This is a genomic window from Aureimonas flava, assembly GCF_003583935.1.
Lineage (GTDB): Bacteria > Pseudomonadota > Alphaproteobacteria > Rhizobiales > Rhizobiaceae > Aureimonas > Aureimonas flava.
Map to the genome: position 1 here is coordinate 366,598 of NZ_QYRN01000001.1, position 14,730 is coordinate 381,327.

The 14,730-nt window shown below is 68.6% G+C and carries 14 protein-coding genes; 7 read left to right on the plus strand and 7 right to left on the minus strand.

Features of this window, described 5'->3' with window-relative positions:
* Positions 1-113 precede the first annotated feature (113 nt).
* The 3 genes from rpsR to D3218_RS01840 form a co-directional block, all read right to left on the minus strand.
* Positions 114-362, minus strand: coding sequence for a 30S ribosomal protein S18 (rpsR, locus tag D3218_RS01830; protein ID WP_062011642.1), 249 nt, complete (start codon positions 360-362; stop codon positions 114-116).
* Positions 363-800 carry a 30S ribosomal protein S6 gene (gene rpsF, locus D3218_RS01835; protein WP_119538180.1) on the minus strand — a complete coding sequence of 146 codons (438 nt, stop codon included), beginning with the start codon at positions 798-800 and terminating at the stop codon, positions 363-365.
* Positions 801-1,071: 271 nt separating this feature from the next.
* Positions 1,072-2,766 (minus strand): putative bifunctional diguanylate cyclase/phosphodiesterase, encoded by a 1,695-nt coding sequence (locus D3218_RS01840; RefSeq protein ID WP_168990388.1) that lies wholly within the window; start codon positions 2,764-2,766, stop codon positions 1,072-1,074.
* 257 nt (positions 2,767-3,023) lie between these two features.
* Here D3218_RS01840 and fabD point away from each other — a divergent pair, with 257 nt between their 5' ends.
* The 7 genes from fabD to gmk all read left to right on the plus strand — a co-directional run bounded on the left by fabD (position 3,024) and on the right by gmk (position 9,364).
* A complete protein-coding gene (gene fabD, locus D3218_RS01845; protein ID WP_119538182.1) occupies positions 3,024-3,965 on the plus strand; it encodes an ACP S-malonyltransferase in 942 nt (313 codons plus the stop codon).
* Positions 3,966-3,992: 27 nt separating this feature from the next.
* Positions 3,993-4,730 (plus strand): 3-oxoacyl-[acyl-carrier-protein] reductase, encoded by a 738-nt coding sequence (gene fabG / locus D3218_RS01850; RefSeq protein WP_119538183.1) that lies wholly within the window; start codon positions 3,993-3,995, stop codon positions 4,728-4,730.
* A 173-nt stretch (positions 4,731-4,903) separates the two neighbouring features.
* Positions 4,904-5,140 (plus strand): acyl carrier protein, encoded by a 237-nt coding sequence (locus D3218_RS01855; RefSeq protein WP_026358398.1) that lies wholly within the window; start codon positions 4,904-4,906, stop codon positions 5,138-5,140.
* Between the two features lie 41 nt (positions 5,141-5,181).
* Positions 5,182-6,447, plus strand: a complete 1,266-nt coding sequence (gene fabF, locus D3218_RS01860; RefSeq protein ID WP_119538184.1) for a beta-ketoacyl-ACP synthase II — start codon at positions 5,182-5,184, stop codon at positions 6,445-6,447.
* Between the two features lie 141 nt (positions 6,448-6,588).
* Positions 6,589-7,740, plus strand: coding sequence for an endolytic transglycosylase MltG (mltG, locus tag D3218_RS01865; protein WP_245414878.1), 1,152 nt, complete (start codon positions 6,589-6,591; stop codon positions 7,738-7,740).
* Positions 7,741-7,787: 47 nt separating this feature from the next.
* Positions 7,788-8,678 (plus strand): YicC/YloC family endoribonuclease, encoded by an 891-nt coding sequence (locus D3218_RS01870; RefSeq protein WP_119538186.1) that lies wholly within the window; start codon positions 7,788-7,790, stop codon positions 8,676-8,678.
* Complete coding sequence (gmk, locus tag D3218_RS01875; protein WP_119538187.1) at positions 8,675-9,364, plus strand: guanylate kinase; 690 nt, start codon at positions 8,675-8,677, stop codon at positions 9,362-9,364. The genes D3218_RS01870 and gmk overlap by 4 nt, the downstream gene beginning before the upstream one ends.
* 4 nt (positions 9,365-9,368) lie before the next feature.
* Here the strand turns inward: gmk and rsmA are convergent, their stop codons facing one another.
* From rsmA to D3218_RS01895, 4 genes are all read right to left on the minus strand, one after another.
* Positions 9,369-10,199, minus strand: coding sequence for a 16S rRNA (adenine(1518)-N(6)/adenine(1519)-N(6))-dimethyltransferase RsmA (gene rsmA, locus D3218_RS01880; RefSeq protein WP_119538188.1), 831 nt, complete (start codon positions 10,197-10,199; stop codon positions 9,369-9,371).
* Positions 10,196-11,236 (minus strand): 4-hydroxythreonine-4-phosphate dehydrogenase PdxA, encoded by a 1,041-nt coding sequence (gene pdxA, locus D3218_RS01885; RefSeq protein WP_119538189.1) that lies wholly within the window; start codon positions 11,234-11,236, stop codon positions 10,196-10,198. The genes rsmA and pdxA overlap by 4 nt, the downstream gene beginning before the upstream one ends.
* A 1-nt stretch (position 11,237) precedes the next feature.
* On the minus strand, positions 11,238-12,179 hold the full coding sequence (locus D3218_RS01890; RefSeq protein WP_119538190.1) for a SurA N-terminal domain-containing protein: 942 nt from the start codon (positions 12,177-12,179) through the stop codon (positions 11,238-11,240).
* Positions 12,180-12,282: 103 nt separating this feature from the next.
* Positions 12,283-14,730 (minus strand): LPS-assembly protein LptD, encoded by a 2,448-nt coding sequence (locus D3218_RS01895; protein ID WP_245414879.1) that lies wholly within the window; start codon positions 14,728-14,730, stop codon positions 12,283-12,285.

Consider the following 14,730-nt stretch of genomic DNA (forward strand, 5'->3'; position numbering starts at 1 on the left):
TCTGGTATCGTTACGCTCCGCCGGTGCCGAACGCGGCGGAAGCGAGGAGGCGGCGGACCCGTGGCCCGCCGCCCGAGATCGCGGCCCGTGCCGGACGGCGCGGTAGGCGTTTCCTACTTCAGGACGTAGGGCAGCAGGCCCAGGAAACGGGCGCGCTTGATCGCCTGGGCGAGGGCGCGCTGGTTCTTCTGGGACACCGCAGTGATGCGGGACGGGACGATCTTGCCGCGCTCGGAGATGTAGCGCTGCAGGAGACGCACGTCCTTGTAGTCGATCTTCGGCGACTCGCCCGACGCGAACGGGTCGGACTTGCGGCGACGATGGAACGGACGGCGCGTGGGGAGCTGGGCGATGTCGACCATTTACGCGGCCTCCTCGGTGCGCGGACGGCGCGGACGATCGTCGTCCTCGCGACGCGGGCGATCCTCGCGGCGCGGACGATCGCCGCCGTCGCGGTCACCGCGGCGCGGACGGTCGTCGCGCTTCTGCATCATCGCCGACTGGCCCTCGTCGTGCTCTTCGACGCGGATCGTCATGTAACGCAGGATGTCCTCGTTGAAGCGCATCTGGCGCTCCATCTCGTCGACGGCCGCCGAAGGGGCGTCGATGTTCATCAGCGTGTAGTACGCCTTCCGGTTCTTCTTGATCCGGTAGGTGAGGGTCTTGAGACCCCAATTCTCGACCTTGCCGACCTTGCCGCCATTGGCCTCGATCACGCCGCGGTACTGTTCCACGAGCGTCTCGACCTGCTGGCCGCTGATGTCCTGTCGGGCAAGGAAAACGTGCTCGTAGAGAGCCATGGCGTTCGCCTTTCCATCGGTTGCGCATATGCCCGGCGACAGCGGCTAAGCCTCTGCGACTCTCCTGTTGGCTCCGAGGGAGCCGGGGGCGGAAAGGCGCGTCGATAGAGACGGTCGAGAGCGGGAACACGGGAAGTCGGAATGGGCGGAGCCCATGCCCAGCGGCCCACGAATGAACCGCCTTCCGTTCAGCCCCCGGCTGACGCTCGGGCAATGACGTGGCAGCCCTTAAACGAATGTCGCCGCCGAGACAAGGCGTGCCGGCCCGGAATCAGCCGGACGCTTCGTCCGCCCTGCGCCCGCTGGCGCGGAGCGTCTCCGCTTCCCGCTCGCCGAAAAAGGCGCCCTGCGCCCGGAGACGACCGAGCCGGCGCAACTGGTCCCACTGCTGCGGGGTCTCGATGCCGTCGGCGGACATCTCGATAGCCAGCCGCTGGCACAAGGTCCAGATCGCGCCCGTCAGCGCGTCCGCGTCTGCTTCGCCGAGCATGCGCACGGCGATCGAGCGGTCGAACTTGATGCGCCCGACCCCGAGCGACCGAAGGTAGCTCAGGTCGTGACGGTGGGAGCAGAAGCCGTCGATCGCGATCCGGACCCCGGCTCCGGCGAGATGACGCATAACGGGCGCGAGGTCGCTGCCGGTCGCGAGGACCGAGCCTTCCGCGATCTGGATCTCCAGCCGCTCCGGCGGCAGCTCGTGTTCGGCCAGGATGCGCAGGATGGCGTCGGCCGTGTCGGCGCGCAGGAGCGTCGTCGTGGCTACGCCGATGGCGACACGGGGGCAGGCCCAGCCGCCGTCGCGTCGCTCGGCGAACCGGGCGACGGCCGTCCGGATCGTCCATAGGTCGAGGAGGTGCGACAGACCCGCTTCCTGGGCGAGCGAAAGCAGTGCCTCGGATCCGATCCGCTGGCCGTTGCGGGCGTTGGTCCAGGTGATCGAGACCTCCGCGCCGGCCAGTTCCGCGTTGTCGCTGTCGAACTGCGGCAGGAACGCGAGCTCGAGACTGTTGTCGGCGATCGCCAGCACGAGATCGGCCTGAAGCAGGCGGCGGTCCAGAAGGGCCTGCTCCTGTCTCGGATCGAAGCAGGCGACGTTGCCCCGGCCGGCTCGCTTGACGTCGTAGAGCGCGAGATCGGCCGCCCGATGCAGGGCGTCGCGCTGCGTTCCGTCGAGCGGCCCGGATGCTATGCCGACGGAGCAGCCGATCACGATCTCATGCCCGAGCACCGTCATGGGGCGCCGGAGGTCCTCCACGATGCGCCGGCCGACCGCGACGGCGGCCGTGCGAGAACCGCCTTCGGCCAACACGAAGAACTCGTCGCCGCCGAAGCGGAACACTTGGCCCGCCTCGGCGACCGCCAGGCGGATGCGGTTCGCCGCCTGGCGCAGCACGAGGTCGCCCATCGCGTGCCCGTGCACGTCGTTGACTTCCTTGAACCGGTCGAGATCGAGCGCCATCGCATGGACCTCGACCTCCCCGTGTCGGAGGCGCCTCTCCAGGGCGTCCCAGACGGACTGGAGCAGCGTCCGGTTGCCGAGCCGCGTCAGCGGATCGTGGTGGGCCAGGAACTCCGCGCGTTCGGTCGCCCGCTTGAAGTCGGTGATGTCGGTCAGGCTGACCACGAAATCCGTCTGACCCGCGCCGCCGAGTTTGGCGACGCTCGCCGTCACCTGGCGCTCGGTCTCCAGGTCGGAGACCGTGGCCTCGAACTGATGGCCGTCGTGCAGGTGGGCTCGCAGCGCCCGTCCGTCGACGGGGCGCAGCGTGTCGACGAGGTTCGGGACCGCCGTTCCGTCGCCGAAAAGGGCGTGGGCCGCATCGTTGGCATAAAGGAGTGTCGTGTCGCCCCGCAGGACCAGCACGCCCACGGGCACCGTTTCGAGGATGTGGAACTCGTGATGGGATACGGCGGCCGACATCAGGCCGGAGCCGTACCGCCCGGAATTGTCCGTGCGATGCGTCAATCGATTCGCTCCCTGCCTATGCGTCCGATGGCTCGAGGAGCCTGCGCCTTCGCGCATGCGAAATTAAGGCTCCGCAGGCCGGATTTGCACCCGGGACTGACGCAGCGTAAGGGCTGGTCGGTTTCCGAAACGTTAACGAGATATCTCGCATCGGACATGTCGCGGAGACGTGGTCGCCGGGGTGGATCGCCCAGTCGCCTTGACAGCCAGGGCTGCGCTGCCCACTACCCGGGCAACCAACGAACAGGGAGGCCGCGATGACGCTTGCCGTGATTTTTCCGGGACAGGGTAGCCAGGTCGTCGGCATGGGGCGGGAACTGGCGGACGCCTATCCCGAGAGCCGCCGCGTCTTCGAGGAAGTGGACGACGCGCTGGGTCAGAAGCTCAGCGAGGTCATCTGGAACGGCCCGGAAGACGCGCTCACGCTGACCGCCAACGCCCAGCCTGCGCTCATGGCCGTCTCGCTGGCGGCGCTGCGGGCGATGGAGGCGAGGGGCTTCGACCTTGGCGCGTCCGCCGCGTTCGTGGCGGGGCATTCGCTCGGCGAATACTCGGCGCTCGCAGCGACGGGATCGCTGTCGATCGCCGACGCCGCGCGTCTCCTGCGCATCCGGGGCGATGCGATGCAGGCCGCGGTGGCGCCGGGAGAGGGGGCGATGGCCGCCATTCTCGGCCTCGACCACGATGCGCTGAAGGCCGTGTGCGCGGAAGCCGGGCAGGGCGGCGTGTGCCAGATCGCCAACGACAACGGCGGCGGCCAGATCGTGATCTCCGGCACCAAGCCTGCGGTGGAAAAGGCCATGGAGGCCGCGCAGGCGGCCGGCGCCAAGCGCGCGATCGCGCTCGCGGTGTCCGCGCCGTTCCACTCGATGCTAATGCAGCCGGCCGCCGAGCGCATGGCCGAGGCGCTGAGCGGCGCGGCGCTTTCGGCGCCCCGCGTGCCGCTGGTCGCCAACGTGCTGGCCTCGCCGATCTCCGATCCGGAGGAGATCCGCGCCCGCCTGGTCGAGCAGGTGACCGGCCAGGTGCGCTGGCGCGAAAGCATGAGCTACCTCGCCGACGGCGGCGTCGATCTCCTGATCGAGGTCGGCAGCGGCAAGGTCCTGTCCGGGCTCGCCAAGCGCATCGATCCGCGCCTGTCCGCGATCAGCGTCGGCAAGCCGGCCGACATCGAGCCCGCGCTCGCCCGCCTCGGCTGACACCAACGAACTGGAAGGAAGCGGCATATGTTCGATCTCACCGGCCGCAAGGCCCTCGTCACGGGCGCCAGCGGCGGCATCGGCGAAGCCATCGCCCACACGCTCCATCAGGCGGGCGCGACCGTCGGCCTGCACGGCACGCGTCGCGAGAAGCTGGAGGAACTGGCCGGCACGCTCGGCGAGCGCGTCCACGTCCTGCCCGCCGACCTCGGCAGCCGCGAGGGCCAGGCGGGTCTCGCGGAGGCAGCCGACAAGGAGCTCGGCGGCGTCGACATCCTCGTGAACAACGCGGGCATCACCAAGGACGGCCTGTTCGTGCGCATGTCCGACGAGGACTGGGACCGCGTGATCGAGGTGGACCTCACCGCCGTGTTCCGCCTGACCCGCGCCCTGACGCACCAGATGATGCGGCGCCGCTATGGCCGCATCGTCAACATCACGTCCATCGTCGGCGTGACCGGCAATCCGGGGCAGGCCAACTACTGCGCCGCCAAGGCCGGCATGATCGGCTTCTCGAAGTCGCTGGCGCAGGAGATCGCCTCGCGCAACGTGACCGTCAACTGCATCGCGCCCGGCTTCATCGAGAGCGCGATGACGGGCAAGCTCAACGAGAAGCAGACGGAGGCGATCATGGGCGCCATCCCGATGAAGCGGATGGGCCAGCCGGCCGAGATCGCGGCCGCCGCTCTGTATCTCGCCTCGGAGGAGGCTGCCTACGTCACGGGCCAGACGCTCCACGTCAACGGCGGCATGGCGATGATCTGACGGCGCTTGGCCTGCGCGGCGCCGACATGCTAAGCCGCAGGCCTCGCCGGATTCACCGATCGTCCCACATCTCGAAAGCGTGGGCGCGGACCAACGTCGACGGGGTAACGCTTGATTAACGGGACCCCGGCGTCTAACGAAACGGCGAAAGCCATCGCAACAGAGGAATGACCATGAGCGATACCGCTGAACGGGTGAAGAAGATCGTCGTCGAGCACCTGGGCGTCGAGCAGGAAAAGGTCACGGAGAACGCTTCGTTCATCGACGACCTTGGTGCCGACAGCCTCGACACGGTCGAGCTCGTCATGGCGTTCGAGGAAGAGTTCGGCGTCGAGATCCCGGACGACGCGGCCGAGACGATCCTCACGGTGGGCGACGCCGTGAAGTTCATCGAGAAGAACCAGGCCTGACGAACGGGCGGGCGCGCCCGCCACTGTACCAAGAGTTCGGAATGAGACGAGTCGTCATCACCGGCATCGGCATGGTCAGTCCCTTGGGGGCCGGTGTCGACGTAACCTGGAAGCGTCTCCTGGAAGGCCGTAGCGCGGCGAGCCGGGTCGAAAGCTTCGAGGTTTCGGACCTGCCGTGCCAGATCGCCTGCCAGATCCCTCGCGGCGACGGCGCGGACGGCACGTTCAATCCCGATCTCTGGATGGAGCCCAAGGAGCAGCGCAAGGTCGACGATTTCATCGTCTACGCCGTGGCCGCTGCCTCCGAGGCGCTCGACGACGCCAACTGGCATCCCGAGAGCTACGACGACCAGTGCGCCACCGGCGTGCTGATCGGCTCGGGCATCGGCGGGCTGGAAGGCATCGAGCGGCACTCGCTGGTTCTCGCCGAGAAGGGGCCGCGACGGATCAGCCCCTTCTTCATTCCCGGAAGCCTCATCAACCTGGCTTCCGGCCACGTCTCCATCCGCAACGGTCTGAAGGGTCCGAACCATTCGGTGGTGACGGCCTGCTCCACCGGCGCCCATGCGATCGGCGACGCGGCGCGCCTTGTGATGCTGGGCGACGCCGACGTGATGGTGGCCGGCGGCGCCGAGTCGCCCGTCGGGCGCCTGTCGCTCGCCGGCTTCGCCGCCTGCCGCGCCCTTTCCACCGGCTACAACGATGACCCGACCGCCGCTTCGCGTCCCTACGACAAGGGGCGCGACGGGTTCGTGATGGGCGAGGGCGCCGGAATCGTCGTCCTCGAGGAGCTGGAGCATGCGCGCGCGCGCGGCGCGCGGATCTACGCCGAGCTGATCGGCTACGGTCTGTCGGGCGACGCGCATCACATCACCGCCCCGGCGGAGGACGGCGACGGCGCGTATCGCTGCATGAAGGCGGCGCTGAAGCGCGCCGGCATCACGCCGGACCAGATCGACTACATCAACGCGCACGGCACCTCGACACCGCTCGGCGACGAGATCGAGCTACGCGCCATCGAGCGTCTGGTCGGGGACGCGGCGTCGAAGATCTCGATGTCGTCCACCAAGTCGGCGATCGGGCATCTTCTCGGCGCCGCCGGCGCGGTGGAGGCGATCTTCGCGACGCTGGCGATCCGCGACAACGTCGCGCCGCCGACGCTCAACCTCGTGGACCCGTCCGTGGAGACGCGGATCGATCTCGTTCCGCTGAAAAAACGCGAGAAGCGCATCGACATCGCGCTGTCGAACTCCTTCGGATTCGGCGGCACCAACGCTTCCGTGGTCCTGCGTCGCTTCGAGGGCTGACGCCTTCCGGCTTTCGCCACATTCGGATGCTGCTACCTGCGGACGATACCGGCAGGAAGCGCGGCCGCGCGCACCGGCAAACAGTCTGATGGAAGCGCGACCGACGGGCGCTTTCCCGCAAATGGCAGAGGGAGGTCCCCCGTGACCCACGGTCCCGACGAGCAGTTCGAGCCGACAGGCCAGGTCGCGGGACGCAGGTCCAAGCCGAAGCGGCGGTCCCGCCACGCCCGAAACGGCTTCGTGATTCTCCTGAACTTCGCCTTCAGCCTCGCGCTTGTCGCGGCGATCGCCGGCGGCGTCGCGCTCTACTGGGGAAAGCGGCAGTTCGACGGTCCCGGCCCGTTGCAGGCTGAGGCCACCTATCTCGTGCCGTCGGGCGGCGGTCTGGAAAGCACCGCCAACGGGCTGGAGCGCGCCGGCATCGTCAGCGACGCGCGCATCTTCGAATACGGCGTTCGCCTGGAATCGATGGAAGGGCTCAAGGGGGCCGGCGACACGGGCATCCGCGCGGGCGAATACGCCTTCGCGCCCGGCGCCAGCATGCGCGACGTCATGGACATCCTGCGCAGCGGCAAGTCGATCCAGCACGCCGTGACCGTCCCCGAGGGTTGGACCGTCCACCAGATCTACGCGCGGCTCGCCGCCAACCCGGTGCTGGTCGGCGACATGCCGCCGATGGTGGCGGAAGGCACGCTGCTGCCCGAGACCTACACGTTCACGCGCGGCATGACGCGCGCCGCCATGGTCGACCGCATGAAGGCGGCACAGACGGAACTCGTGAACGAGATCTGGGCCGGGCGTCAGGATGGGCTCCCGGTCAAGGACATCGGCGAGTTCGTGACGCTCGCGTCGATCGTCGAGAAGGAGACGGGCGTCGCGGCCGAACGGCCGCACGTCGCCTCCGTCTTCGTCAACCGCCTGCGCGACGGCATGCGGCTCCAGTCCGACCCGACGATCATCTACGGCGTCTGGGGCGGGGAGGGAAAACCGTCCGACGAGCCGATCCGGCAGTCCCACATCGCCGGCGCGACGCCCTACAACACCTATGTCATTCGCGGCCTGCCGCCCGGCCCGATCGCCAATCCGGGCCGCGCGTCGCTGGAGGCCGTGGCACATCCCCTGGACACGAAGGATCTCTACTTCGTGGCCGACGGCACGGGCGGCCACGCCTTCTCGAGCACGCTCAACGAGCACAACGCGAACGTCCGGCGCTATCGTCAGATCGAGCGCGACGCTGCGGCCGCGCGTGCGGAGGCCGAGCAAGCGGCGGATGCGCCGGCGGTGGCGCAGTAAGGCCGGCGTCGCGGGACGCGGGACGTTCGGGTCGGGTCGAGGTGGCGATGTCCGTGAACAGCATGACGGGCTTCGCCCGGGTCGAGGGCGAGACGCGGGATGCCGCCTTCGTCTGGGAGCTACGCTCCGTGAACGGCAAGACGCTGGAGGTCCGGCTTCGTCTGCCGCCCGGCATGGAGACGCTGGAGGGCGAGGTGCGGCGCGCGGTCGGCGCCCGTGTGGCGCGCGGCAACGTCCAGGCCTCGCTCAGCCTCCGGCGCACCGCGGAGGACGTGCCGCACTTCGTGATCCACCGCGAGATGCTGGAGGCGGTCATGCGCCTTGCGGGCGAACTGGTGCGCGACGGACATGCGACGCTGCCGTCCGCCGACGGCCTCCTCGCGCTGCGCGGCGTGATCGATGTCGCCGAGCGCGTGCCGAGCCCGGAAGAGGCGGCCACGCGGCAACGCGACGTGCTGGCGGGACTTGCGCAGGCGGTGGATTGTCTCGCCGAGGCTCGGCGGGCGGAAGGAGGCCAGCTCGCCTCCGTTCTGGAAACGCGGCTTGCGGAGATCGAACGCCTGGTTGATGCGGCCGAGCGAGACCCCAGCCGCGAGGTCGCGGCGATCCGCGAGCGCCTGGCACGGCAGGTCGCCGAGCTCCTGGACGGTACGTCGGCCTTCGATCCGGCGAGGCTCCATGCCGAAGCGGCTCTGATCGCGACCCGTGCCGACATACGCGAGGAGCTCGACCGTCTGCGCGCCCACATCCAGGCCGCGCGGGACCTTCTGTCCCAAGGCGGACCGATCGGGCGGCGGCTGGACTTCCTGGCGCAGGAATTTAACCGCGAATCGAATACCGTGTGCTCCAAATCCAATGCGACCTCCCTGACCGCCATCGGCCTGGATCTGAAGGTCGTCGTGGATCAGCTTCGCGAACAGGTTCAGAATCTCGAATGAAACTATCGGCCGACATCGAATCTCCCATCGCGATCGCCCGCCGCGGTCTGATGCTGGTGATCTCCTCGCCGTCCGGCGCGGGCAAGTCCACAATCGCGCGCAGCCTCCTCGACCAGGATTCGCGCTTCTCGCTCTCCGTCAGCGTCACCACGCGGACGCGGCGCCCGAGCGAGATCGATGGCGTTCACTACCATTTCATCTCGCGCGACGAGTTCTTCCGCCTGCGGGACGGAGAGGCCCTCCTTGAATGGGCCGAGGTGCACGGCAACCTCTACGGCACGCCCCGCGCCGCGGCGGAGAAGGCCATGCGCGAAGGGCGGGACATGCTCTTCGACATCGACTGGCAGGGCGCGCTCCAGCTCCAGGAGAAGGCCAAGGGCGACATCGTCTCGATCTTCATCCTGCCGCCGTCGATGGCCGAGCTGAAGGCTCGGCTGTTCCGCCGGGCCGAGGACTCGAGCGAGACGATCGCGATGCGGCTGCGCAACGCCAAGGTCGAGATCGAGCGCTGGCGAGACTACGAATACGTGGTCGTCAACGACGACCTCAACCGTGCCTTCTCCGCCGTGCAGTCGATCGTCAACGCCGAGCGCCTTCGCCGCGACCGACGCCCCGGCCTGTTCGACTTCACGCAGGTTCTCCTGGACGAGGCCTCCGCCGACCTCGGCAAGCTCGACGAGGGCTGACGGCTCAGGCTCCGAGCGCGTTGGCGAGGGCGACGAACTCCGCCACCGACAGGGTCTCCGCCCGGCGCGTCGGGTCGATGCGGACGCGGCCGAGCAGGGTCTCGCCGCCGACGGGCTTCAGGCTCTGGCGCAGCATCTTGCGCCGCTGGCCGAAGGCGGCGGCCGTGACCCGTTCCACATCCGGCAGCCGCGCAGGGAGCGGCTCCGCCCTGGGGACGATGCGAACGATCGCCGAAGTCACCTTGGGCGGGGGCGTGAAGGCCTCGCGCGACACGTCGAACAGAATCTCGGCCTCCGTGCGCCAGCCGCAAAGGACGCCCAGCCGACCGTAGTGGTCGTCGTCCGGCCCGGCGACGATCCGCTCCGCGACCTCCTTCTGGAACATCAGCGTCAGGTCGGTCCATCGCGGCGGCCAGGACGGTCCGGTGATCCAGTCGAGCAGGAGCTGGGTCCCGACGTTGTAGGGCAGGTTGGCGACGATCTTGAACGGGCCCTCGCAGAGCGTCGACGGGTCGACCGCCAGCGCATCGCCCTCCACGACTTCGAGGCGGCCGGGATAGTGGTGTGCGATCTGCTCCAGCGCCGGCAGGCAGCGCGGATCCTTCTCGATCGCGACCACCTTGCCCGCGCCGTGCGCCAGGAGCGCCCGCGTCAGCCCCCCGGGACCCGGCCCCACCTCCACCACGGTGGCGCCCTCCAGCGGCATCGCCTGGCGTGCGATCCGTCCCGTTAGGTTGAGATCGAGCAGGAAGTTCTGGCCGAGCGCCTTGCGCGGATCGAGACCGTGCGCCTCCAGCACCTGGCGAAGCGGCGGCAGACCGTCGAAGGCATTCATCGGCCCGATGCATCCTCGCCCGTGCCGATACCCGCCATGCGCCCGGCGAGCCGCAGGGCCGCGATGAAGCTGTTCGGCCGCGCAGCGCCGGTCCCCGCGAGATCGGCCGCCGTGCCGTGATCGGGCGAGGTGCGGATGATCGGCAGGCCGAGCGTGACGTTGACGGTCTCGTCGAAGGCGAGCGTCTTGGCGGGGATCAGCGCCTGGTCGTGGTACATGCACAAGGCCACGTCGTAGCGTCGCCGCGCGTCGGGATGGAACATCGTGTCGCCGGGCAACGGTCCGACGACGTCGAAGCCTTCGCCGCGCAGGATCTCGACCGCCGGCCGGATCACGGTCTCGTCCTCGCGCCCGATCGCGCCGCGCTCGCCGGCATGCGGGTTGAGCCCGGACACGGCGAGGCGCGGACGCTGGAGGCCGAACCGCTTCGCGAGATCGTGGGCGACGATCCGCGCGGTAGAGAGGATGAGCTCCGAGGTCAGCGCGCCGGGCACGTCAGCCAGCGGGATATGGATGGTGACGGGCACGCAGGACAGGTCCGGCCCGGTGAGGAGCATCACAGGCTGGCACGGCTTGCCGATCAGAGTGCCGCAGAGTTCGGCGAGATATTCGGTGTGCCCCGGATGGCGGAAGCCGGCGTCGTAGAGCGCCTTCTTGTCGATCGGGTTAGTGACCAGGGCGGCGGCGACGCCGTCCAGCACGAGGCGCGTGCCGCGGTCGATCGCCTCGATCGTGCCGGCCGCGTTGGCGGGGTCGGCGCGTCCAGGCTCCTCGGAATGCGGGTTCACCAGCGGCAGGACGTCCAGGCTGCGCGGGTCGGCGCCCCATTCCTCCGGCCGCCCGATGGTGCGGACCTGCACGTCCAGACCGAGGCGCTCGGCGCGCCGTGCCACCATTTCGGCGTCGGCGATCAGGAAGAAGGGCGGCAGGTCCAGCGACTGGCGGCGGGCGAAGGCCGCCAGCGTGACGTCGGCGCCGACGCCGGACGGCTCGCCGATCGAAACGGCGATCGGGAGGGAAGGCGAGGATTGCGACACGTCAGCGGCGGACGATCGTCGCCTTGTCCTTCAGCTTGGCGAGATAGTCCTTGTCGGGCTCCTTCTTGCCCATCGCCGCCAGGTCCTTTTCCTGGAACACCATGGCGGCGACCTGATCGTCGGAAACGGTGCGCGTGTCGCAGACGCCGATCAACTCGACGCCGCGCTCCGTGGCCTGCGGCTTGGTCGCCCGGCCGCGCGAGGTGTTCTTGACGTCGTCCTTCCAGCGGGGCGGAAGCTCGGGCTCGGCGACGCGTCCGAGGTCGCGCACGGTGACGTCGCGCAGGCCGCGCGCCGTGTCGTAGCTGCCCTGGCAGCTCGTGAACCGCTGGCGGAAGCTGTTGGCCTCGGACATGCGGCGATCGAGCTGCGAGGCGCGCTTGTCGTTGGGAACGACGAAGATCACCTGCTGAAGCGTGTATTCGGTGGTGCTCGGCTTGGCGCCGCCCTGCTGGAGCATGCGCTGCACGACCTCCTGCTCCGACAGGCGCTCGGTCTGGCGCACATTGGCGAGGACCGCCTGGCCCCAGCCCATCTGGACGCGGATGTAGTCCTTGAAGCCCTTGGCCGAGAAGCCGGCCTGCGAGAGGACCTGGGTGAGCTGCGCTTCGGTCAGCTTGTTGTCCTTGGCGAAGCGTCCGAAGGCCTCGTCCACCGCGGCATCGGGAATGCTGATGCGCCGGCGGGCGATCTCCTGGCGCTTGACGGCCTCGTCGATCAGCTCGTTGGTCGCCGCCTCGCTGCCACCCGGCGCGCGGCGCAGCTTCAGGAAGGCGGCGCGCTGCTGGATCTGGTAGCTGGTGATCGGCTGCTTGTTGACCACGACCTTGATCTCGGACGCGGCAAGGCCCGGCGTCGACACCGTGGCGGCACCGGCGAGCGCAAGAGGCGAGGCCAGCAGCGAACAGACCGCCAGACGGACGGCGAAGGAACGTGCGATCATGGCCTCTCGTATCTCCCGATTCCCAATCGACCCGCGCGAACGGTGACGCGCCCGACGACGTCTAGCGTCGGGCTTTGGCGAAACGATGGTGTTCTAGCCGCAATCAGCCGCCGCTTCCAACCCCGAAACCGAAATCGGCGTCCACCAGTGTGCGCAGCGCGAGCTTGAACATCACCTTCGACTCGGACGACTCGAGATTGTAGCGGTCGTTGGTGTTGCGGTACTCGGCGATCAGGCTGAAGCACTCGTCGGCGTACCCGACGCCGAACGACCGGTTGATGAGCGCGTCGTTCTCGATGTCGTAGGAGATCGAGCCGAAGGTGCGCAGCTCGTTGGTCACCTTCAGCGATGCCGAGGTCGTGATCTGGTGCCGATCCTCGGGGAAGCTGTAGATCGGCTGCGCACCGATCAGCGAATAGGTGATCGACGTGTCGAGGCGACCGATCGTGACGCCGCCCATCACGTCGGCTCGATTGACGTCCAGCGTCTCCTCGTCGAAGCGTCCCTGCGCGCCGAGGCTGATGCCGTAGGGCGTGGAGAGCGCGATGGCCGAGACGTAGTCCGAGCGGTCGGTCTCCAGGCCGGAATCGAAGCCGACCAGCGCGTAGTCGAGCTGGGCGTAGGGATTGTCGCCCGCCAGATGGTACGACTGGCCGACCAGGGCATCCAGCGAGTAGCCGGCACCGAAGACGCCGCTGTACTGGACGCCCACGTTGGCGCGCGTGCCGCCCTCGATCCGGTCGTAGCCCGAGAACTTGTCCTCGTCGAAGAGGTTGGCCGCGTTGAACACGAGGCTCTGCGCGTCCTCGTTGGGCAGGCGGCCGGCCTTCATCTCGTCGGGGCGCACCAGGAGCTGGGCGATCGGCGTGATGACGTGCTGCGTGTTGGCCGTCTCGATGAGATATGGGTAGCGCGCCTCGAGGCCCGCCGTGGCCATCGCCCGTCCGCCCGCCTCGTCCACCTCGACGCCGCCGAGACCGAGCGCTGAGCCGTCCGCATAGCCGGTGGCGCTCATGTCGGCGCGGTACAGATCGCCGCGTCCCGAAAGGGACGGGGTGAGCTGGAGGCCCGCGTCGGTGGTGTAGGTCTCGCGCCAGCGCACGTCGAACGAGGCGCGCGAGTAGTCGCCCTCCAGCGCGTTGCGCCGGAAGTAGTCGGTGCGGAACGGGAAGGTCCCCGACTGGTCGCAAACGCCGGAGACCGTGAACTCGCTCTGGCAGATCAGGAGATAGCCGGGGCTCGTGGCGTTGCGCGTGAGATTGGTGATGTTGACGTTGTACTCGAGCTGGCCGCCGAGGACCGGATGGTCCTCGATCCGCTGGTAGTCGAGCGTCGGCCACACATAGGGCTGCACCCGGTCCGTCAGCGTGTTCTCGGTCTGCACGTCGAACTTCTGGGCGCGCAGATCGAAGAAGCTCTGGTCGCCCAGGCCCGTCAGGTAGATTTCCGACGTGCGATAGATCTGCGAGAAGTTCTCGATCTCGTACACGTTGGAGAAGTTCGAATTGCTCTGGGCGAGGATGTCCCAGCCGAAGGTCCAGCGGTCGTTGATCGCGAAGCGGCCGGTCGTGCCGATCATGCCGCGCGTCTCGTCCACGGGGTCGGCCGTGCTCGTCACGTTGTCGGACCGGTAGTCGCCGAACCGATCCGGGTCGCTCTGCGAGATGCCCGCCGTCTGGAGCGTGATGTAGCCGTTCTCGAACGCCTTGCGGTATTCCGCCTCGGCGAGGAACCCCTGCTTGGAGAAGTAGGTGCCGGCGATCGTCGCGTCCGACGACTCGTCGATCGCGAAATAATAGGGGATGCGGACACCGAAGCCGGTGTTGTCGGAAGACTTGAACGACGGCGCCAGGAGGCCGCTCTGCCGCTGCACCGTCGGATCGGGCGAGGCGAAGTAGGGCAGGTAGGCCAGCGGCTTGCCGAACAGCTCGAACCGCGCGCCGTAGTAGCGGATCACCTTCTCGTTCTGGTCCCAGACGATGCGCCGCGCCTTGACCTGCCAGAGCGGCGGACGGTCCGGGTGCTTCTCGCACGCCTCGCAGGCGGTGTAGATGCCGCGCTCGAACGTCGTCACCGCGCCGTCGCGCCGAACGGCCTGGCCGGCGGCGAACCGCGTGTTGTCGGGCGTCTCGATGCGCAGCGCCTGGACGAAGCCGTTGGCGAAGTCGTCGGTCACGTCGATCGAGTCGGCGTAGATCCGGTTGCCGCTCGGTTCCACCAGCTCGACGTCGCCCGAGGCCACAAGCCTCCGGCTAGCTTGATCGTAGACGATGTCCTGCGCCACGAGCTTGTAGGGCCCGTAGTCGATCTGCACGCCGCCGGCGGCGCGCACGACCTGGCGGTCGCTGTCGTAGGTGACGGTGTCGGCCTCGAGGAAGAGCTGCGTTCCCTCGGGCACCGAGACCGATCCGCCGAGTTCGCCGAGCGACGCCTGCGCTAGGGCGGGCGAGGCCGACGCGAGGGCGGCCATGGCCACGCCGGCCAAGAGAGCGCCTTTCGCCTTCGACCAACCCCCGGTCTCGGCACGGCGCGGGATCCCCCTCGCTGTCAT